Origin of the sequence: Nocardia sp. NPDC058058, assembly GCF_042885355.1 — a bacterium.
GTDB lineage: Bacteria > Actinomycetota > Actinomycetes > Mycobacteriales > Mycobacteriaceae > Nocardia.
Genome location: NZ_JBHVSA010000004.1, coordinates 1,352,438 through 1,373,762, shown reverse-complemented (window position 1 = coordinate 1,373,762; position 21,325 = coordinate 1,352,438). Strand labels below are relative to the sequence as shown.

The window sequence follows — 21,325 nt, the reverse complement described above, 5'->3', positions numbered from 1 at the left end:
TCGCGGCAACCGCCTGGCATGCTGTGGCGCGTGATGACCAAGGGAGCGATTTCAGCGATCCTGTGCGCGGTGCTGCTCACCACGGGTTGCGGTGGCACCAAGAGTGATTCCGGCGCGGGTTCCGGTACCCCGCAACCGAGTACGCCCCGCGATCAGCTGCTATTGAGCGCATCGGAGTTCCCGCCCGGCACCAAGCCGCTCGATATCCCCGCCGACAAACTGCGCTCCAGCGTCACCGATCTCGGCGATATCATGGCCAACTCCACCGTCACCCCGCCGGAGTGCCGTGGCCCGCAGGTGGATCTGGCCGCCCTCAGCAATGATCTGTTGAGCAATTCCGCCATGTCCGCCGCCGCCACCGAAAACATGGACATCTACATAGAATTCGTCTCCCCCAAAACCGCCGACCTGAACCTCATGATGGACACCAACACCAGGTGCGCCCACCTGAGTTCGATCAGCACGGTCGACGGCCAACAGGTCGAGACCAAGGTCGACATGGAAAAACTCCCCGCCACCCTGGACGGCGTGGATTCGGTCGCCTACAAAGCCAGCAGCACCTCCACCATCCCCGGCACCCCCGCCATGACCCGCACCGCCTTCCAAGGCTGGGCCACCCTGCGCGGCCTCACCGTCGCCGCCCGCTCCGCCGCCCTCTCCGGCACCCCCGACCAGGCCGCCTTCGAAAAATTCTTCGCCGCCGCCGTAGAGAAGGTCCGCAACGCGAAATAGGACGGCAGGATGGGCAGATGCCGCCCGTTCCGCCGCAGGCCGATATCGCCGAGTTGCTCATCCAGTCCCGAAACCTGTTGGACTCGGCGATATCCCACGCCACCTCAGCCCGGGGCGGCACCGACCGCATGGTGCGAATCAGTCCGGATGCGGACTGGGGCGCGGATCTGCATCGCATGCTGCGCGAGGTGCGCAGCGAGACCACCCTGGCCATTTCCAGCCCAATTCACCTGGAGCCCAGGTATTCCCGGAGCGGCACCCTGCTGCGCGAGTTGCAGCGCACCGGTAAGCAGGTGCGGTTGCTGCTGTCGCCCGGCTACGCGGGCACTCGCGAGCCCGACCTGTATTCGACCGCGTTCCCGTTGAATTCGCAGGTTCGGGTCGCCGCCGCGGCGTTCTGCAACACCATCGTCATCGACCGCCGGACCGCAGTACTGTGGACCGGTTCGGAGGCCGCGGATCCACGCGGGCTCATTGTCACCGAGCCCATGGTGATCGAGGCGATCCACGAATTCACCGTGCGGGCCTGGTCGGCCGCGCGGCAGTTTCATGATCACATTCGCGACGCGAACTTCGACGACCTGTCGATCACGGTGCTCAACCTCCTTGGCTCCGGGCTGAAAGACGAAGCGGCGGCACGGAAGATGGGCGTCTCACTGCGCACCTACCGGCGCTACGTGGCCGACCTCATGGAGCGGTTCGGGACCAGCAGCCGATTCCAACTCGGTGTGCGCGCGGGCGAACTGGGGCTGTCGCGGTGATCAGCGCGGCGTGCGCATGTCATTCGCGTGTGCGGCAACGTATTTCTTCGCGGCGGCGTAGTTGGCCTTGCCGCTGGGCTGCCGGGTGACCTCCGGCACGATCCAATAGCCGCGCGGCGCTTTGTATCCCGCCACCTTGGTCCGGATATGCGCGTCGATCGCGCGCAGGTCGAGGGTGACGCCGGGGCGGGCTTGCAGCACCGCCGCGACTCCCTGACCGAAACGCTCGTCCGGAATCCCGATCACCAAGGCGTCGAATACTTCCGGATGCGAGGTCAGCGCGCCCTCGACCTCTTCGGGGAAGACCTTCTCGCCACCGGTGTTGATGCACTCCGAGCCCCGGCCCAGCAGGGTCACGGTGCCGTCCGCCTCGTAACGCGCGTAATCGCCGGGCACCACATATCGGGTGCCGCTGACCTCCACGAAGATCTCCGAGCTCTTCACCGGGTCCTTGTAATAGCCAAGGGGCACATGACCCGAACGCGCCATCCGGCCGGTCGCACCGGGCGTGCGGGCCACCAGTCCGCCGTTGTCATCCAGCAGTACGGTCTGCGCGTTGAACCTCACGCGCGGACCCTGCGAATGATCGGAGTCCTTGCCGACCACGGCTAGGCCGGTGCCGCCGCTCTCGGAGGAGCCGATGACGTCGGTGATGAACAGGTTCGGAAACTCCTGTACGTATTGCTGTTTCAACGCATGGGAGAAGAGCGCGGCATGACTGCTGAAGGCCCACAGCGACGACGCGTCGTACCGGCCCGCGCGATATTCCTCGAGCAGCGGCCGGGCCATGGCGTCACCGACCACGGTCAGCACGTTCACCCGATGCCGCCGCACGGCGCGCCACACCCGCGCCGCATCGAACCGCGGCACGAAAACCAGTGTGCCGCCGGAATTCAGCGTCATGAATGCCGCCCACTGCGCCGCGCCGTGGATCAGCGGGGACAGCGGGGCCATCACCAGACCCGCCGGTGCGGCAGCGGCATTGTTCGCGAGCTCCCATTCGTCGGCGACGTAGTCACCGGTGACATGGTTGATGCCGCCGCCGAGTGTGCGCCAGACGTCCTCGTGCCGCCACATGACGCCCTTGGGCATTCCCGTGGTGCCGCCGGTGTAGAGAATGTAGAGGTCATCGCCGCTGCGGGCGTCGAAGTCCCGCGCCGGCGAGCTGTCCGCCAGCGCCGCGTCGTATTCCGTTCCGCCATAGCGCGAGAAGTCCGCGTCGGTGCCGTCCTCGACGACCACCGTCTCGATGAGTCGCGGGGCATGCGGCAGCACCTGCGCGACGATGTCCGCGTAGCCGCGCTCATGCACGAGGGCCTTCAGGTCGGCGTTCTCCGCGATGTACCGGACCTCCTCTGCGACATAACGGTAGTTCACGCAGATCAGTACCGCGCGCAGCTTGTAGACCGCGAGCATGGTCTCCAGCGCCTCGATCGAGTTGCGGGAGTACACGCCGACGTGATCACCTCGCCCGATTCCTCTGGCGGACAGATGATGTGCGAGGCGATTGGCACGCTCGTCGAGTTCGCGATAGCTGAGCGAGCGGTCCTCGCAGATGATCGCGATGCGATCGGGGACCGCGTCGACGGCGTGCTCGAAAAGGTCCGCGACATTGAAGGCCATGGATGAAAACCGTTCTACGACAGGCACTATGCGATTTCGATGCACCGGATCGGCATCGAAGGCCAGCCTGGCAGGGGTGGCCCCGGGCGGGAAGCGACGCCAGCGACAGCAAGCTGCCCGGCCATGGCAGCAAGATGTCACCGTCGCCGCCGAGAGCCGCCGCGATCGATTCGGGCGGAAGGGGTTGTCCGGCAGGTTGACATGCCGAGGCCGGAAGTTCACGAACCGGACGCGCTGATGTTGGGCGACACGCTCTTCTGGGCGGTTTGTTTTGCTACCTTCGAGGTCGCGACATCCGCAAGGCTAGGAGCATTGCCATGGGCATTATCGCCATGATCATCATCGGCCTGATCGCCGGCGCCATCGCCCGGCTCCTTGTTCCAGGTAAGGAAGACTTCGGGTGGATCGCCACCATCGTGCTGGGGATCATCGGCGGATATGTCGGTGGGACGCTGGGCAGTCTGGTGTTCGCGCCGCATAAGTTCAGCGTGCACCCGCCGGTATCGCATACCTTCCTCGGGGCGATCGTGGGCGCGGTGATCGTGCTGGTCATCTACAAGTTCGTCAAGGCCCGGGTCTGATCCGTACCGTGCGTGGCGCGCAGTACGTGAGGCATGTTGCCGGACTGCGGGTTTCGTGGTTTGCCGAACAGGTCGGCGATGATGTCGGGGGCCGTGTGGTCCTCGATATCGAGGTAGCCGAGGCCGTGCAGTAGTTCGGCCATTTCGGCGGGCGTGAAGTAGCTCAGGAATGGTTCGCCGACCGCGCCCACGCGGGCGGCGCGGGCCTGTAGCGCCGCGCGTTCCTCGGCGGTTTCGCCCGGGCAGAGGTAGTCGAAGATCACCTGTGCGGTATCCGCTTGTCCGGCAATGTAATCCAACGTGCCGAGGATGGCCTCGCGGGTGAGGTACATGATGACGCCCAGCCAGACGAATACCGCGGGCCGGGTGCGATCGAAGCCCGCCGCGGCCAAACCGGCTGCCAGGGTGCTGGTTTCGAAGTCGACGGGGACGTAGGTCACCGAATCCGGCACCGGGATATCGGAGTGCGCGAGTTGGCGGCGTTTCCAGGCCTGGGTATCGGGATGGTCGACCTCGAAGACCCGCACCTCCGGAAAAGGATTGCGGTAGGCGAAGGTATCCAGACCCGCACCGACGATGACAACCTGCCGGGTGCCGGTGGCGACGGCCGCCGCGACGGTGTCCTCGGCGAAGCGCGCGCGGGCCGCCAGGAAGATGCGGCGACGCCGATTCAGGTCCGGATCCTCACCCGGCCGGGTGCTCGGGGTCGCGTGCCGCTGTGCGACGACCGTCGCGTCCACGCCCAGAATGCGCACCGCCAGTGGATCGGTGAAGATGCGCGGTTCATCGGCGAACTGATGGTAGGCGCGGGCGTACGCGGTGGCGAGGGCGGTCCGGCTGGGTTGACCGTTCTCCATGGATCGGGCCTTTCGAAGCTAGAGCAGTCCGCGCGATCGCAGATCGGTGACGTATTTGCGGATCAGTTCCGGTGTCAGATGCGGGATATCGCGGTCCGGACCGATCTCGGCGTCCTGTACCGCGGCATGGAATCGCTTGGCGGGCAAGGCCGAACCGGGAATCGGCGGCCCGGGATACCGGTACGCGTGCAGTAGCGGCAGCACCGACGCCGCGCGCTGCGATTCGGGCAGCGCGCGCAGTGCGGTGTCGAAGCGGGTGAACCAGGTGTCGTAGTCGTCGAGGCGGTCGATGGCGTGACCGTCCGCGATCAGCCAGTCGACGAAGGTATCCAGGGAGATATCGTCATCGTGCGGGTTGAATACGTCGTAGGTCTGGAAACCGGTGCTCTCCGCGCCCAGGACGGTGATGGCGGCGGCGGTGAAATCGGCGGGCAGGCCGTCGTAGTGCGCGCGCTGCCGATTGCCCTGGGAATCGGTGCGGTAGAACGATTTCGGGGCGATCCCGGTGGCGAGCAGGCTGAGCAGCAGACGGCTGAACATATCGGTCAGGTTGAACTGCCCCGCGTAATCGCTGTGCGCCAGAATCATATCGGAGCGGAAGACCGCCACGGGCAGGCCGAATCGCTCGTGCGCCGCGCGCAGCAGTACCTCACCCGCCCATTTGCTATTGCCGTAACCATTGGCGTACCCGTCGCCGACCCGGCGTTCGGCACTGATCTCCCGAATATCGGCGTCCTCGTCGAAGAGTTCCGGATCGACCTGATCGGCGACCGCGACCGTCGACAGATAGGTGACCGGCTTCAATCGGGAGGTCAGCGCCAGCCGAATGACCTCGGCCGTACCCGCGACATTGGGTTCGAACAGCTGGTTGTACGGCAGCACGTGATTGACCAGCGCGGCCGGATGCACGATGACATCGACCGTCTCGGCCAGGCGCTGCCAATCCGCCTGCGACAGACCGAAGTTCGCGTCACCGATATCCCCGGCGAGCACGACCAGATGCCGGTCGGCCAGCTCGCGATATTCGCGCAGCAGTCCCGCGTCACCGGAATCGAAGGCGGCATCGAGCCGCGCCCGAGCCGCCGCGGCGCTGCTGCCGCGCACCAGGCAGATGACCGAGCCGCCCGAATCAGCCACGCGCCGTAGCCATTCCAGACACAGGAAGCGGCCCAGATACCCGTTCGCGCCGGTGAGGAACACCGTGCGCGGCGATGCGGCGAGGCCGGCGAGCCCGGCCGCGGCCGTCAGAGTGTCGGCATCGATGAACTTGTCCAATGTCAGGTCGGCAGCGCGAATGCTGTCGCCCTCCCCGTGCACGGTCGCGGCCGTCGGCCGTCGCGAGCCCGAATCACGCTGCTGCTCTACATAACTCGCCAGCGCCGCCAGATCATTGGCCGGGCTGACAATGACACTCACCGGCACGTCCACGCCCAGGATATCGGTGAGCAGCGTCGCGAACGACAGCGCCGACAGCGAATCACCACCGAGATCCGCGAAATGCGCGTCGGGCCGCAGATCCCCCGCCGCACAACCCAATAGCGCACCGGCGGCCCGGCTGACCGTCTCCAGTACCGGCCGATGTTCCGCGTCCTGCCGCAGTGCCGCGAGTTCATCGGCCTGCGCGGCGGCGAGTTCACCGTAGAGTTCTTCCAGTCGCGCCCCGTAGCGCTCTTTGAGCTTGGGCCGCAACAGCTTTCCGAGCCCGGCCAGCAGTCCGTTATCCATGCTGAACGGCTCGGTCTCGATGAGGAAGGCCCGGGGAATCTCATACGATTCGAGCTCGGCCTCACGCGCCAGCCGCTGGAGCGATTCGTTCAGCGCTTCGCGCAGCGCCGCGCTGTCCGGTCCCGCGAGCAGCGCGCCCTCGGTCGGCACGATCACGGCCAGCAGGTACGCGCGCTCACTGTTGCCGTACACGTAGATCTGCCGAATCAGCGGGCTGGTGGCGTACACCGCCTCCAGCTTCGCGACGGTGACGAACTCGCCCTGTGACAGCTTGAGCACGTTATTGCGCCGGTCGAGGTAGATCAGTTCGTCCGTGCCGATTTCGGCGACGATGTCACCGGTGCGATAGAACCCGTCCGCGTCGAAGATCTCGGCGGTGATATCCGGCCGCTTGAAGTATCCGGGAATCATCACCGTGGTCTTGAGCAGCAATTCCCCACGCGGATAAGGCTTATCGGTACCGTAGTACCCCAGTTCGGGCACATCCACGAGGCGGTAGTCCAGTACCGGCGGCCGGGACAGCCGATTGTCGAACAGGATGCCGCCGCCCGCCTCGGTGGAGCCGTAGCCGTCGTGCAACTCCAACTCCAGCAACGACTGCATGAACGTCTTCATTTCGGCCGAGATGGGCGCACTACCCACCATCACCCCGAACAGCCGCCCGCCCAGCACTCGTTCCCGCAGTGCGGTTTTCACCTCGCGAACGGCGTCATCATGGTCGGCTCCCGCCGCGACCCGACCGCCGACCTCGCTCAGGAAGCGCTGGTACACCATGTCGCAGACGCGCGGTACGAAGAAGAATTCGGTGGGCCGCACCAGCGCGATGTCCTCGAACAGCGTCGACAGATCGCTGACCGCCGCGAAGTAGGCGGTGCCGCCCCGGGACAGCGCACCGAGCAGCGATAGCCGCCCCGCCACATGACTCATCGGCATATAGCTGAAATTGATTGCGGGAATGGGTGATTGCGCCGCACTACCGGTCCACATGGCATTCACCAGTCGCGCCGGATACATGGCCCCCTTGGGCGCGCCCGTACTCCCGGAGGTGTAGATGAGCAGCGCCAGCGCCTCCGCGTCGACCGCCACGGCCGCGACCGGCGGCAGCGACCGCCCGCGCTCGAGCACCTGCGCCAGCGTCTCGATCGCGATCGAGCTGCCGTCCCGCAGTAGTCGCGCACGCGCGGATTCCAGTGCGGCACGGTGATAGTCGTCATCGGGATGGAAGTCGATGACGATCACCGCGGGCGTCAGCCCCGCCGGAATCGCCGTCAGCGCCGCGTCCAGCAATTCCAGGCTGACCGCGAGCACCCGCGGCGCGGTCTCGGTGAGAATCGAATTCCACTGCGCCACCGCAGCACTCGCCTGCAATGGCACGCAGACGAGTCCGGAGAGCTGACAGGCCAGATCGACGGTCGTGTAATCGGCGCTGGTGAACCCGAGCGTCGCGACGAATTCCCCGGTGCGCACCGGAGCCGGGTCATGCCACCACGCCGCCCGCACCGCCCGGATCCCGGCGGCCAGTTCGGCATAGGTGATGGTCTCGTATCGATCCACCGACCGCCGCGTCCGCCGTCCCTTGGCATCGGTGATGACCTCGTAGGCCCGCTCGCCCAGTGCGGGCCGCTCGGCATACCGCTCCAGCACGATCGAAATGATCTCGGCGGGCGCGAGTCCGGACCGCCGGATCTCCGCGTTCACCTCGCTGCTCTGCAGTGCCGCACCAACCTGCGCATCGGCGAGCAGATCCGCGATCCGCTGCCTGCGCTCAGCCTCCGACGTGCCAGTGTCCACGACGACCCCTCAGACGTTTAGCATAGCTAACCAGATTACGGTGCGCCCGCAACCCCGGAATGTCAAGCATCCCCGCTGACCGCCCGAAAAATCACGCGTGTCCGCTACCTGTCCCGCGGATCCGCCACCCGCATCGGCGGTGCCGTTTGTGCCGAGATCATATGGGGATCCGCGATCCCGGACACGGCTTCGCGCTCGGCACCGCCCGCCGTCAACCGGTGTAGCCGAGACGGCGCGAGATCGTATGCGCGGAATCGATTGCCTGACGCGCGGTTTCGGCGAAACGGGCGGGCGGCAGACGGTACGAGGGACCGGAGACGCTGAGCGCGGCGATGATTCGCCCGTCACTGTCGCGGATCGGCGCGGCCACCGCGTTGAGGCCGATTTCCAGCTCTTCCTCACAGGCCGCCCAGCCCTGCCGGCGGATCTGGTCGAGCTGAGCGCGCAGGGCGGGCAGTTCGGTGATCGTGTTGGGGGCGAAGGAATCCAGCCGCCGGGACAGGTGCGCACGCAGTTCGGTCGCGGAGAGTTCGGCGAGCAGCACCTTACCGCTGGAGGTGGCGTGCGCGGGGCAGCTCTGGCCGACCCAGGTGCGCAGGGCCACGCCCGCGGACCCGACGGCCTCGGCCACATTCACTATGCGATCGCTGTCCAGGATGGCGATATTGGTGGTCTCACCGAGGCGGGCGGCGAGTTCATCGCAGACGTCCTGGCTTTGCCGGGGCAGATCCATATGGGCGCTGGTGGAACCGGCGAGCCGGACGATGGTGAAGCCGAGGCGGTATTTGCCGCGCTCGGAGAGTTGTTCGACATAACCGCGCGATTCCAGCACCGCGATGAGCCGGGACACCGTGGATTTGTGCACCCCGAGTTCGGCCGCGATCTCGGTGACCCCGGCCGCGCCCAGTTTGGCCACGATCTCCAGGGCGGTCAGCGCGCGGTCGACCGACTGCACCGCCGCGCCTTCCTGGGATTTGCCGGACCCCTCGCCCGCTCGCATAGCCATAACCATTCCAGTGTAGGTGCCGCGATCATCGGCCCGCCGCCTTGATCAGGTCCGCGCACTTCTCCCCCATCGCCATGATGGTGATATTCGGGTTCACGGCGGGCAGTTTCGGCATGGCGGAGGCGTCCACGACGCGGAGGTTGCGCACCCCCTTGACCCGTAATTCCGGATCCAGCACCGCCATCGGATCATCCGGTGCGCCCATGCGCGCGGTGGCGGCCGGGTGATAGACGGTGTTGTGGGTGCGGTGCATGTAGTCGATGAGGTCGGCGTCGGTGACGGCCTCGGGACCGGGTGCGAGTTCGCGAGCGACCCAGTCGCGCAGCGGGGATTGTTCGGCTATGCGCCGCGCCAATCTGATGCCGTGCAGCATGACTCGCTCATCGTGGCCATCCGGATCGCTGAAGTAGCGCGGGTCCACGCGCGGTTTGTCACGGAAATCGCGGGAGCGCAGCCGCACCGTGCCGCGCGAAAGCCCCTGCGTCACATTGGGTGTGAGGCAGAAGCCGTTCTCCGTGGTCGGATAACCCCAGCGCACCGTGTTCATATCGAAAGGCACGCTGCCGTAGTGCATCATGAGATCGGGTTGCGCCAGCCCGTCCGCGGTGGTGGCGAACAGGCCGATCTCCCACCACTGGGTGGAGCTGGTGACCATGGGTCGCGCGGCCTCCCAGAACACCAGGCCCTCGACGTGATCGTCGAGGTTGGACCCGACGCCCGGCGCATCGGCGCGCACACGAATTCCCATGTCCCGCAGATGTTCCGCCGGGCCGATGCCGGACAGCATGAGCAGTTTCGGGGTATCGATGGCCCCGGTGCTGATGATCACCTCGCGCCGCGCGAGCACGGTGTCGAAGCCGGTCAGGTCCGGTCGCCGGTATCGCGCTCCGATCGCGGAATCGGTGTCGTCGAACAGGATTTCACTGACCCAGCACCCGGTGCGCACCTCCAGATTCCGGCGCTGCCCGATGATCGGATGCAGATACGCGTGCGAGGAGGACATACGGTTGTTATCGCCGTCGGCATTGATCTGGAACCAGCCCGCCCCATTGCGGACGGTGGCGCCCCGATTGAATTGCACCGTGGGCAATCCCACCCGCGCGGCCGCCTCCAGCACGGCATAGCCACACGGATCCTTGGGCGGAATATCCAGCAGCCGCACCGGCCCGCCGCGCCCGTGCTGTGCACCGGGCGCGTCATTGTTCTCCAGTTTGGTGACGTACGGCAGCACCCCCGCCGCACCCCAGCCTGCCGCGCCGAGAGCCTCCCACTCATCGAGGCCCTCGGCGGGCGGCCAGAACGCGATACACGAGTTGTGCGAGGAACATCCGCCCAGCACCTTGGCGCGCGCATGGCGCAGGTGACTATTGCCGGTCGACTGCGGTTCCACCGGATAGTCCCAGTCGTAACCGGATTCGAGCAGCAGCATCCAGTCGGTCAGCCGCCGGATCTTGTCATCGCCGATATCGGAGGGTCCGGCCTCGACCAAACACACTGTGACCGAGGGATCTTCGCTGAGCCGTGCGGCGACCACGCATCCGGCGGACCCGCCGCCGACGATGACGTAGTCGAAGGTATCGGTCATGACGCCGCCTCGGCGGCGGGCGCGGCGTGCGAGGCGAGCACACCGATGACGCGAATTCCCCTGAGCGCGTACCAGATCAGGCCCGCACCCAGAATCGCGCCGATATAGATGAACGCGCCCCAGGTGTTGTACCAGGGCCCGCCGTACACGGCCTCGCGCGGCCAGGCCAGGTTGATCGCCATCCCCAGCCCCCACAGCACCGCAACGATATTCACGAACATCCCCCAGCGGCCCATGCTGAAGTAGCCGTTCTCGGCGAGGTCGTTCGGCGGCCAATTGCCCTGGAACCGCTGCCACAGCATCGGCCCCGTGACCATGAGATACGCCAGGTAGATCATGATCACCGCGATCGAGGTCAGCACCGTGAACACCTGCGGCTGACCGATATTCACCACCAGGATCAGCGCCGACAGGATGCCGATGATCACCGCCGGGACCACCGGCGCGGAATGCTTGACGCTGAGTTTGGCCAGCCGCTCGGAGAACGGCAGCGCGTTATCACGAGCCATGGCGAAGGTCAGCCGGATCCCGGCGGTGTGCACGGCCAGCGAGCACACGATCACCGCGATCACGATGCACACCAGGAACACTCGGCCCAGCCAGCCCGTCATCACCTGCTGCACGATGTATTGCAGTCCGCCGTCGGTGGTCCCGAGCTTCTCATCGGACAGATTCGGCGCGGCCATGACCGCGAAGACCAGGATCGCGCCACCGATGACGAACGAGGCCAGCAGTGCACGCAGAATCGCCTTGGGCGCGGTGCGCCGCGGCTCCACCGTCTCCTCACCGAGCGAGCTCGCGGTATCGAAGCCGTACATGACATAGCCCGAGGCCAGCGAGGCGATCAGGAAGGCGCTCAGATATCCGCCGCTCTGGCCCGCGCCATACCCGTTGGCGGAGAAGAACACGCTCGGACCGCGCGTCACGTGCAACCCCAGGATGATCGCGATCAGCACCGCGGCAATGAGTTCGATGAAGACCCCGGTGCTGTTGATCCGCGCCATCAGCTTCACGCCGAACGCATTGACCACGGTGGTGAAGACGATCAGCACGGTGCCGAGCACGACCGCGTTGGTGGCGTAATCGTGCTCACCGGTCCCATCCCCGATGATCTGGAATCCACTCCACAATCGGGGCAGATTCAGCTGCAACGCCAGCACCACCGCCGACAGCGTGACAATCGACGCGGTCAGCATGAGCCAACCCGCGGACCAGCCGACCAGCCTGCTGCCCAACTTCTTCGACCAGTTGTAGACCGAACCGGCCACCGGATATTTCGCCGACAATTCCATGAAGCACAGCGCCACCGCCAACTGCCCCAGGAACACCAGCGGCCACGACCACAGATACGCGGGACCGGCTGTGCTGTAACCGAAATAGAAGAGTTGGAAGGTGCCGGTCAGAATGGAGATATAGCTGACGCCCGCGGCGAAACTGGAGAATTTTCCGATGCTCCGGCTCAGGGATTCCCGATAGCCGAATTCTTCCATGCCGTGGTCGCTCGGTGCTGCGGAGGGAGTGGGGGGACGGGTGGTCGTCATGACGGCCCAACTTTCGAGAAAAGCAGCTGAGAGTATTCAGTTGTGGTCGGCGAACCATCCACCCACCGCGGGTGCGGTGTTGTGCCAGATGTGTTTGGTTTCCTGGTATTCGGCCAGGCCGCTGGGGCCGAGCTCGCGGCCGGTGCCGGAACGGCCGAAGCCGCCCCATTCGGCCGCGGGGGTGTAGTAGCCGAAGTCGTTGAGCCATACCGTGCCGTGCCGCAGGGCCCGGACCATGCGTTCGCCGAGCGCGGTATCGGCGGTGCGCACGCCCGCGGCCAGGCCGTAGGCGGTGTCATTGCCCAGCGCCAGCGCCTCCACCTCGGTGCCGAAGCGTTCGACGGTGAGGATGGGACCGAAGGTCTCCTCCTGCACCACGCGCATCCACCGGCGGCAATCGTCGAAAATGGTTGGCGGGTAATAGCTTCCCCCGGCGAGCGCGGGATCGTCCGGACGTTCGCCACCGGTGATCAGCGTCGCCCCCTCCGCGATGCCCAGGGCCACATAGGCTTCCACCTTGGCGCGATGCTGTTCGGAGACGAGCGGACCGGTCTCGCTGGCGGGGTCCAGGCCCGGGCCGATGCGAATGCGCTCGGCTCGGCGCGCCAGTTCGGCGACGAGGCGGTCGGCGATGGACTCGTGCACGATCAAACGCGTTCCGGCCGAACAGACTTGGCCCGAGTGCAGGAATACCCCGGTGAGCACGGCGTCCACGGCACTGTCGAAATCGGCGTCCGGGAAGATGATGTGCGGGTTCTTACCGCCCAGTTCCAGCGCCACCCGGGTGGTGTGTGTGGCGGCGGTGCGGGCGATGGTCGCCCCCGTGTGCGCGCCGCCGGTGAACGAGATCAGATCCACATCGGGGGTGTCGGTGAGCGCGGAACCGACTGTCGCACCACTGCTCTGGATGAGATTCACCACGCCCGGCGGCACTCCCGCCCGATCGATCAGCCGCATCAGGGCAATGGTGCTCAGCGGGGTAACTTCGCTCGGCTTGGCCACCATGGTGCATCCGGCGGCCAGCGCGGGCGCGATCTTCCAGGACATCTGGAGCAGCGGATAGTTCCACGGCGCGATGAGCGCGCACACCCCCACCGGTTCGCGCACCACCCGGCTGATGACCGCCGGATTCCCCGTGTCGATGAGCCGATCCGCCTGGGTACTCGCCAGATTCGCGTAATACCGGAAGACCGCGATCACATCGTCGATATCGATATAACTCTCGCGCAGGGTCTTACCGGTATCGAGAGTCTCGATGCGCGCGATCCGATCCCGCTCGGCATCGAGCAACTCGGCGATGCGCAGCAGATATCCGACGCGCTCGGCCACCGGGGTCTGCGGCCAGCCACCGGTATCGAAGGCCGCTCGTGCGGCGGCCACGGCAGTGACCGCGTCCGCGCGATCGGCCTCGTCGATGGTGACGATCACCGAACCGTCGGCCGGATTCACTATCTCCCGGGTGCCGCCGCCCGCGGCGTGCACCCATTTGCCGTCGATATACAGATTCGGCGCACCGCAGAGCTCTTCGCCTAACATGATTCGCCGATCTTCTTGCGGGTCCACTCGTGGAATTCGGCAATGTGATGTTCGGCCGGCACCAGTACGCCGCCCTTGCGATAGGCGCGCGAGGACATGGCGGGCTGGGTGCGTTCGCACGCGGCGAAGTCCTGTTCGTTCACCCTGTGGAACAGTTCCACGGAATGGTCGAGCACACCCCCGGATTCGATGACATCGGGTGCGTACAGCCAATCGCATTCCACAATGGTGCGATCGTGCGCCATCGGATACATGCGATGGAAGATCACGTGGTCGGGCACCAGATTCACGAAGACGGTCGGCCGAATGGTGATGGCGTAGTACTTGCGATCCTGATCGGGCGCCAGGCCGGGTAGCGGATCGAATCCGGCGCGGCCGTCGACGGTGAATCCGTCGATGCGATCACCGAATTCGGCGCCGTGGCCGACGTAGTACTGGGCGGCGAACCCGCCCGCGAACTCGGGCAGCACCTCCACCAGTTCGGGGTGGATGGTGGCGCAGTGGTAGCACTCCATGAAGTTCTCGACGATGAGTTTCCAATTGGCCGCCACGTCGTAGACCACGCGCTTGCCGACGGCCAGTGCGGACATATCGTAGTGATCGATGGCGGCCGGATCGCCGAGGCGGGCGGTGGCCGCGCCCATCACCTCGGTCTCGAACGAGGGCGGATCATCGGCGAGGCAGACCCAGGCGTAGCCGAGCCATTCCCGCAGGGCGACCGGAATCAGGCCGTACGCGACCCGATCGATCGGGGCTCCCGAATCGTCCTGGAGCGAACCGAGATTCGGTGCGGCGATCAGCTTCCCATCCAGGCCGTACGTCCACGCGTGATACGGACAGCGCAGATTGCGCCGCACCTGACCTTCGGATTCGGTGCAGATCATCGCGCCGCGGTGTCGGCAGATATTGAGGAAGGCGCGCAGTTCGCCATCGTGGCCGCGCACCACCAGGACGCTCTCCCGGCCGACCTGCACCCGCCGGAACGCGCCCGGATCGGTCAGATCGCCGGAGCGAGCGGCGCAGAACCACATCTGTTCGAAGATGTGCTCCTGTTCGGCGGTGAAAATGGCCGGGTCACAGTAGTACTCACCGCCGAGGGTGGGGATGAGATCCGAGGTCACAGGGTCACCAGCCTTTGCGGGGCGAACAGCTCGATGGGGTGCCGGGTGCCGCCGGTCATGGCGAGTTCGGCCAGGATCTCGCCCACCACGGGCACGAATTTGAAACCGTGACCGGAGAATCCGCAGGCCACGGTGACGGCGGTATGCGCGGGATGCCTGGCGATGACGAAATGCTGATCGGCGGTATTGGCGTACATGCAGGTGGCGGCGTGCAGCAGCCGTCCGGCCAGGGCGGGAAGCAATTCGGTTACCCGGGTGCGCATTTCGGTGACCTCCTGCGCGTGCACCTCGCGGTCGATGGTGTCCGGGGTGCAGGCGATGCCCTTGCGGAAGAACGCGGTTTTGACGCCGCCGTCCGCGCCGTCGATGGCGGGGAAGCCGTATATCTGTGCGCCCGCGTCGTTTTCGGCGATGTAGATCGGATCGCGCTCGAACTTGGCCGCGCCGGTCACCGGATCCAGCCAGTACATGACCTGACGTTCGATCCCGATGCCGACGCCGAGGTCCGCCAGCAGTTTCGGAGCCCACGCACCGGGACAGATCACCAGCTGCCCGGCGGTATGGACGCCCGCCGCGGTGGTGACGGTGACTCCCGCGCCGGACTCCTTCCAGTCCTGTACCTGTTCCCCGAACAGCAGTGTCGCGCCCGCCCGTGCGGCGAGTTCGAGGTGTGCGCCGACGGTCAGCTCGGGGCGCGCGAAGCCCGCCTGTTCCTCGTACAACCCGATGAAATGCGGTTCGGGCGCGAAATTCGGGAAGGCTTTGCGGATTTCGGCGGCGTCCATGACTTCATGGGGCAGTGACCAGGCCCGGGCGGCGCGCAGGCTACCCGCCACCGTGAGACTCTCCGGCGGGCCGACGTACAGGCCGCCGGTGAGGCGGTACACCTCGTCACCGGAGTCGCAGGCCAGCTGCTCCCACAACTCGTAGGAGCGCAACAGGAGTGGAACGTAGGCCGGATCCTCGAAGTAGGACTGGCGAATGATGCGGGAGCCGCCGTGGCTGGAGCCCCGATTGTGCGCGGGCGTGAACCGCTCCAACCCGAGCACCCGATACCCCTGTGCGGCAAGGTGATACGCGGCGGCACTGCCCATACCGCCCAGGCCGATGACGATCACGTCGTAGGTGTCGGACATGTGCTACCTCCGGATCAGCGACATCTCGGGATCGACCACCGGCTCGGCATGCACCCGCGCGGTGAATGTCTGTGTCAGATAGTCGATCTGGACCTGAGCGCCGGGTTCGACGGCGGTGGGCAACCAGGCGTACGCGATACAGCGGCCGATGGTCGCGGAATAGCCCGCACTGGTGAGGTAGCCCGCGACGACGCCGTCGATCGTGACCGGCTCCTTACCGAGCACCACCGCATGCGGATCGTCCAGAACCACCGAACGCAGCGTCTTCTGCGGCGGGGCGGCCGAATCCAATGCGGCCTTACCGATGAATGACGACTTGCTCTGCCGCACGGCGAAACCCACCCCGGCCGCCTCGGGCGTGTGCTCGGCGGTCATATCGGTGCCCCAGGAGCGATAGCCCTTCTCCAGCCGCAGGCTGTTGAAGGCGATGCGGCCCGCGGTGATCACCCGGTGTTCCGCCCCGGCGTCCCACAGCAGATCCCACAGTGCCGCACCGTGTTCGGCGGTCGTGTAGATCTCCCAGCCGAGCTCGCCGACATACGACACGCGCATCATGGTGACCGGGATACTGCCCAGAAAGGTACGCAGCGCCCGGAAGTAGCCGAAACCCCTGTGCGAGAGGTCATCCGCGCACAGCGGCTGCACCATATCGCGCGCCCGCGGCCCCCAGACGCCGAGACAGCAGGTGCCGCCGGTGATATCGCGGACGGTGACGCTGCCGTCACCGGGGAGATGCCTGGTGAACCAGTCGAAATCCAGCGGGCCGTTAGCGCCCACCTGGAACAGGTGATCACTCAGCCTGGCCACGGTGAGATCGCTGCGAATGCCGCCGTTGTAGTCCAGCAGCAGCGTGTAGGTCACAGCACCGGGCTTCTTGCCGACATCGTTGGTCGTCATCTGCTGTAGGAACGCCGCCGCACCGGCTCCGCTCACCTCGTAGCGGGTCAGCGGGGTCATGTCGTACAGGGCGACATGCGTTCGCGTCCAGCGTGCTTCGGCGATCGAGATGGGTGAGTAGAAGCTGCCGGACCATTCGTCCCGCACCGGGAATTCCACGCCCTGCGCCGCGAGTTCGGCCATCAGATGCGCGTTGGCGTCGAACCAGGCCGGGCGTTCCCATAGACCGCCCTCGAAGAAGTACGCGCCCAGCGCTTTTTGTCGGGTGTAGAACGGGCTGGTGCGCAATTCCCTTGGTGCACTGCGGTATTGATGCGGATGGATGATGTCGTAGACCTCGACGAACGCCTGCATGCTGGTGCGCCGAATGAAATCCGGGCTGTGCGCGGCTTCCTCGAAGCGATACAGATCGCATTCGTGCAGGTCGATTTCCGGTGTGCCGGTGACGATCCACTCCGCCACGGCCCTGGCGACACCGGCCGAATGCGTCACCCACACCGCCTCGGCGACCCACAGCCCGGCCAGGTCGCGATGTTCGCCCAGGATGGGGAAGCCGTCGGGGGTGAAGGAGAAGATGCCGTCGAAACCCTCGGCCAACTCGGTCGCGCTCAGGGCGGGCAGTAGCCGCTGACTCTCCCGCCACGCCGGTTCGAACTCCGCCGGGGTGAACGGCAGCATGGAGGGCATCTGCTCGGATGCGGTGTCGTACAGCAGTGTTCGCATATCAACCGGGCGCGGATCGTGGCCGTAGTAGCCGATCCCGATGCGGTCGCCGTAGGTGCGGTAGTACAGGTCGGCGTCTTGATGCCGGAGCATGGGCAGGCGTTCGCCGCCGTCGAGGGCGGGCACCGAACCGGTCTTGGCGAACTGGTGCGCCATGGGGACCAGCGGTACCGTCAGGGCCACCGCGCGACCCAGTTCCGCACCCCAGAATCCGGCGGCGCAGATCACCACGTCGGCGGGGAACTCCTGGCCGTCGGCGGTACGCACGCCGGTGACGCGGCCGTCACCGCGCAGGATTTCCATCACCTCGCAATAGGCCAGAAAGCATGCGCCCCGTGCGATGGCGCGCCGGGCCTGCGCTTCCGCCGCTGTCAGTGCGAGCGCCAAACCGTCTGTGGGCGTGTGGTATCCGCCGAGAATGCGATCCGGATCGAGCAGTGGATGCAGTTTGGCGCATTCCTGCGGGTCCAGCAGCCGGGATTCGATGCCCCAGGATTTCGCCCAGCCGTGGCGGCGGTGCAGATCGGTCCAGCGCTGCGGGGTGGTGGCGATCTCCAGACCGCCGACGGGGTCGAACGCCTCCAGTTCGGTGAATTTCTCCACCGTGTACCGGGCCAGTTCGGCCATGGTCTTGGAACCGTTGGTTTGGAACACCAAACCCGGTGCGTGCGAAGTGGATCCGCCGGTGCGGAAGAGCGGTCCGCGATCGGTGACGGTGACATCGGTCCAGCCGAGCCGGGTGATTTCGTCCGCCAGCGCCGTGCCCACGATTCCCGCACCGATGATGACGACTCGCGGCTGCATCACCGAGCCTCCAAAGTGTTGCGTATTGCGCACCAAGTGCCGTAATACGCAACTATGCTCCGCCCGCCGGATCGGCCTGTCAACCGGAATGGCGAAATCCGTATTCCCTTTGTTTCCCGGGTGTTTCGGCTGCTGTTGACGGGTCCGCCGGGAGCGGCCACACTGTTGCACATAGCGCGTCACAACGCGTCATTCGCAACAGACCTCGTTTCCGGGAGGGCCCATGCCCGCATCGATCCCCTCGCTCACCCTGCTGGCCGGACGCCTGAGCGCGTTGCCGGAGGGCGAAGTGCTCACCGTGAATCACCCTGGCCTGCCGCCGATTTCGATCTTCCACACCGAGCACGGACTCTTCGCCATCGACGACACCTGCACCCACCAGGACGCCTCCCTGGCCGACGGCTGGGTCGAGGGCTGCACCGTCGAATGCCCGCTGCACGAATCCTGTTTCGACCTGCGCACCGGTGCGGCCTCCGGCCCGCCCGCCAAACGCGCTGTGCGCACGCACAGGGTGGAGGTCCGCGGCGACGACATCATCCTCACCCCGAACACCGGCTCATGACCCCCACCATCGCCATCGTCGGCGCATCCCTGGCCGGACTCTCCGCCCTACGCGCCCTCCGTGCCCGCGGCTTCCCAGGCCTCATCACCCTCATCGGCGACGAACCCCACCTCCCCTACGAGCGCCCCGCCCTCTCCAAACAATTCCTGCACACCGGCGCACCCACCGCCCTCCTCGAAGATCATTCCGAGACAGCGCAATTGGATGCGCAATGGCTGCTGGGACAGCGAGCGACCGGGTTCACACCCGCCGCACGCATCGCTGATCCACGGGATAACGGCCATCCCACTGCTCGCGAATCGCGGCATTCGATCAGACTTGAGGACGGGCGAACCATCGTGGCCGATCTCGTCATTCTCGCGACCGGTGCGCGGCCGCGCCGCCTGCCGGGTGTGCCGGATGCGCATTACCTTCGCGATCTGGATGATGCCCATCGGTTGCGGGTATTACTTTCTAACGCAAAGCATCTCTGCATCGTGGGTGCGGGATTCATCGGGGCGGAGGTGGCGTCCGCCGCGCGTGGGCTCGGCGTGGAGGTCACTCTGATCGATACCGCCGCCGTGCCGGGTAGCGGCGCGCTCGGTGCGACCGTTGCCTCGGCATGTGCGGCCTTGCACGCACGAAATGGTGTGCGGCTGCTGACAAGCGCTCGGATCGAAGCCGTGCGGCCGGACGCGATTCACCTCGTCGGCGGTACGCGGGTGGCGGCGGATGCCGTACTGGTCGGCATCGGCTCATTGCCGAACACCGAGTGGGCGAGTTCCGGAAATCCCCTATTGCACAGCCCGAATGGGTTCCCGGTCGACGGCCTGGGGCGCACCGCGATTCCGGGCGTTTACGCCATCGGTGACTGCGCACGGGTCACCGATCCGGTCACCTTCGGCCATACCCGCAGCGAACACTGGCACGCCGCTATCGCGCAGGCGAACACCGTCGCAGCCGCAATCACGGGCACAGCGCCACCGCCGCGAACCGCGCCGTACTTCTGGTCCCACCAGTACGGCAAACTGCTGCAACTCGCGGGCGACCCCACCGCTGCCACCGGCCTGCGATTGATAGACGGCGCACTCGATGGCGAATCCTTCACCGTGCTCTACGAACTCGATGACATTCCGGTGGCCGTCTGCGCCCTCGACAATCCGCGCCTGTTCACCCGCCACCGCAAACACCTCGACCGAGCGTTGGCCGCTGTTCATTGACCTGCGCCACATCGACTTTCGAGCGCCGCTGCGGCTGGTTCCGGGTCCAAGACTGTTCACGCGTCAATCAGCCCGTCATCCCGGCGCGTTTTTGGCCGGGATCCACACCTGCGCATGCGCTGCCGGTGGTGGATCCCGGCCACAAGCATGCCGGGATGACGAAGGGGATTCCCGCACGATGTTTCCGGACGCGGCACCGGGGCGATCCGACCTGTTAGAGATCGGATGTCACGCCCACCGACCGTCGGACCGAGCGGCGGCGACTTCCGCCAAACCCGGGGCGCGCATGCGACCGGCTTCAGTAAGCGCTGTCACGATCTCGATATTGCGGCGCGACCATGGGCTGCGCCGCCGCCTGCGCGAATAGCGTTGCAGGAACGAGTGTTCGTCGAGGGCGCGGCGGTGGCTGTCGATCCAGCCGTAGCAGAGTCCGATTTCCGCGGCCTGCTCGATGCTGATCAATCCGGTGGAGCCCTTCTTGCCGATGCGCAGCCACGCGTCATCCGCGTCGGCGTGGTGTGCGGCCAGCCAGGATTCCCACTGGGCGGGGTTCTCGAACTCGTACACGGTTACCTCCTCGATCGGCGTCGAGGACCATATTCCGCCGCAAAGTGCTCACCGAATGAGCACTTTTCCGAGATCGATTACGCGCCGACCGAAGTCGCCTTCATACCCGCGTCATCAGCTATCGGGGTCTTCGATCACATGCAGGCGGGAATCGGCGGCGCCGTCGACGGCGGGCCACGGCAGCGGGGAGGCCATCGGATCCGCGATTGCGTGCACATCCGCCGCGGGCCCGGTCGCGATCGGAATCGCCAGCGAGATCGCGCCCATGGCCGCAGCCGCCCCATCGCGCGCCGAACGCGGCGGCCATCCCGGCTCATCGGCGAACTGGTCGGCAATGCGAATGACGCGCCGCTGCAATTCGATCAGTTCGATCAGGTCGCGATTGACGGGCAGCCCGGAATCCGACGCCGACGCCACCGCGCGCACCGCTTCCTCATGCGCCGCGAATATGGCCTCTCGAAGTCGCGCCGACACCCCCGCTTCCCGCCCGGACGTCCGCTGTACCCGAGGTCCCCCCTCACCGGTAGTCACCTCTCAACAGTACCGCGCGCCCACCCCTACATCGGGGAACCGCAATC

Annotated in this window: 17 protein-coding genes; 5 read left to right on the top strand and 12 right to left on the bottom strand. The window is 66.2% G+C overall.

The genetic code is table 11. The features are described from left to right. The first annotated feature begins 30 nt into the window (after positions 1-30). On the top strand, positions 31-732 hold the full coding sequence (locus tag ACFVUS_RS37330; RefSeq protein ID WP_387777843.1) for a hypothetical protein: 702 nt from the start codon (positions 31-33) through the stop codon (positions 730-732). A gap of 17 nt (positions 733-749) precedes the next feature. Then, entirely contained in the window at positions 750-1,493 is a 744-nt protein-coding gene (locus ACFVUS_RS37325; protein ID WP_387777840.1) for a hypothetical protein, read from the top strand. On the opposite strand, the gene ACFVUS_RS37320 is transcribed toward ACFVUS_RS37325, so the two are convergent. Further along, positions 1,494-3,116 (bottom strand): acyl-CoA synthetase, encoded by a 1,623-nt coding sequence (locus ACFVUS_RS37320; RefSeq protein WP_387777838.1) that lies wholly within the window; start codon positions 3,114-3,116, stop codon positions 1,494-1,496. It abuts the gene before it with no gap. Between the two features lie 317 nt (positions 3,117-3,433). On the opposite strand from ACFVUS_RS37320, the gene ACFVUS_RS37315 reads away from it, so the two are divergent. Continuing rightward, complete coding sequence (locus tag ACFVUS_RS37315) at positions 3,434-3,697, top strand: GlsB/YeaQ/YmgE family stress response membrane protein (protein WP_387777835.1); 264 nt, start codon at positions 3,434-3,436, stop codon at positions 3,695-3,697. Here ACFVUS_RS37315 and ACFVUS_RS37310 read toward each other — a convergent pair. The 9 genes from ACFVUS_RS37310 to ACFVUS_RS37270 all read right to left on the bottom strand — a co-directional run bounded on the left by ACFVUS_RS37310 (position 3,670) and on the right by ACFVUS_RS37270 (position 18,419). Further along, positions 3,670-4,554 carry a class I SAM-dependent methyltransferase gene (locus tag ACFVUS_RS37310; protein ID WP_387777832.1) on the bottom strand — a complete coding sequence of 295 codons (885 nt, stop codon included), beginning with the start codon at positions 4,552-4,554 and terminating at the stop codon, positions 3,670-3,672. The two genes, ACFVUS_RS37315 and ACFVUS_RS37310, sit on opposite strands and share 28 nt — an antisense overlap. A gap of 18 nt (positions 4,555-4,572) precedes the next feature. Continuing rightward, entirely contained in the window at positions 4,573-8,070 is a 3,498-nt protein-coding gene (car, locus tag ACFVUS_RS37305) for a carboxylic acid reductase (protein WP_387777829.1), read from the bottom strand. Between the two features lie 211 nt (positions 8,071-8,281). Next, positions 8,282-9,076, bottom strand: coding sequence for an IclR family transcriptional regulator (locus ACFVUS_RS37300; protein ID WP_387777826.1), 795 nt, complete (start codon positions 9,074-9,076; stop codon positions 8,282-8,284). Positions 9,077-9,101: 25 nt separating this feature from the next. Then, complete coding sequence (locus tag ACFVUS_RS37295) at positions 9,102-10,661, bottom strand: GMC family oxidoreductase (RefSeq protein WP_387777823.1); 1,560 nt, start codon at positions 10,659-10,661, stop codon at positions 9,102-9,104. Continuing rightward, positions 10,658-12,202, bottom strand: coding sequence for an APC family permease (locus tag ACFVUS_RS37290; RefSeq protein ID WP_387777820.1), 1,545 nt, complete (start codon positions 12,200-12,202; stop codon positions 10,658-10,660). Before ACFVUS_RS37290 ends, ACFVUS_RS37295 begins: the two co-directional genes overlap by 4 nt. Before the next feature lie 36 nt (positions 12,203-12,238). After that, positions 12,239-13,738 carry an aldehyde dehydrogenase family protein gene (locus ACFVUS_RS37285; protein ID WP_387777817.1) on the bottom strand — a complete coding sequence of 500 codons (1,500 nt, stop codon included), beginning with the start codon at positions 13,736-13,738 and terminating at the stop codon, positions 12,239-12,241. Then, positions 13,732-14,859 carry an aromatic ring-hydroxylating dioxygenase subunit alpha gene (locus tag ACFVUS_RS37280; RefSeq protein WP_387777814.1) on the bottom strand — a complete coding sequence of 376 codons (1,128 nt, stop codon included), beginning with the start codon at positions 14,857-14,859 and terminating at the stop codon, positions 13,732-13,734. The genes ACFVUS_RS37285 and ACFVUS_RS37280 overlap by 7 nt, the downstream gene beginning before the upstream one ends. After that, positions 14,856-15,995, bottom strand: coding sequence for an N-methyl-L-tryptophan oxidase (solA, locus tag ACFVUS_RS37275; protein ID WP_387777811.1), 1,140 nt, complete (start codon positions 15,993-15,995; stop codon positions 14,856-14,858). Before solA ends, ACFVUS_RS37280 begins: the two co-directional genes overlap by 4 nt. 3 nt (positions 15,996-15,998) lie before the next feature. Beyond that, positions 15,999-18,419, bottom strand: a complete 2,421-nt coding sequence (locus tag ACFVUS_RS37270) for an FAD-dependent oxidoreductase (RefSeq protein ID WP_387778572.1) — start codon at positions 18,417-18,419, stop codon at positions 15,999-16,001. A gap of 223 nt (positions 18,420-18,642) precedes the next feature. Between ACFVUS_RS37270 and ACFVUS_RS37265 the strand changes: the two genes are divergently transcribed. Together ACFVUS_RS37265 and ACFVUS_RS37260 are read left to right on the top strand one after the other, a co-directional pair. Next, a complete protein-coding gene (locus ACFVUS_RS37265) occupies positions 18,643-18,981 on the top strand; it encodes a bifunctional 3-phenylpropionate/cinnamic acid dioxygenase ferredoxin subunit (RefSeq protein WP_387777808.1) in 339 nt (112 codons plus the stop codon). Further along, the gene (locus ACFVUS_RS37260; protein ID WP_387777805.1) at positions 18,978-20,180 is read left to right on the top strand and encodes an NAD(P)/FAD-dependent oxidoreductase; all 1,203 of its coding nucleotides are present in this window, start codon (positions 18,978-18,980) and stop codon (positions 20,178-20,180) included. Before ACFVUS_RS37265 ends, ACFVUS_RS37260 begins: the two co-directional genes overlap by 4 nt. 228 nt (positions 20,181-20,408) lie before the next feature. Here ACFVUS_RS37260 and ACFVUS_RS37255 read toward each other — a convergent pair whose 3' ends face one another. Together ACFVUS_RS37255 and ACFVUS_RS37250 are read right to left on the bottom strand one after the other, a co-directional pair. Continuing rightward, positions 20,409-20,747 (bottom strand): YdeI family protein, encoded by a 339-nt coding sequence (locus ACFVUS_RS37255; RefSeq protein WP_375968428.1) that lies wholly within the window; start codon positions 20,745-20,747, stop codon positions 20,409-20,411. A 114-nt stretch (positions 20,748-20,861) separates the two neighbouring features. Continuing rightward, on the bottom strand, positions 20,862-21,278 hold the full coding sequence (locus tag ACFVUS_RS37250; protein ID WP_387777802.1) for a hypothetical protein: 417 nt from the start codon (positions 21,276-21,278) through the stop codon (positions 20,862-20,864). Between the last annotated feature and the right edge of the window lie 47 nt (positions 21,279-21,325).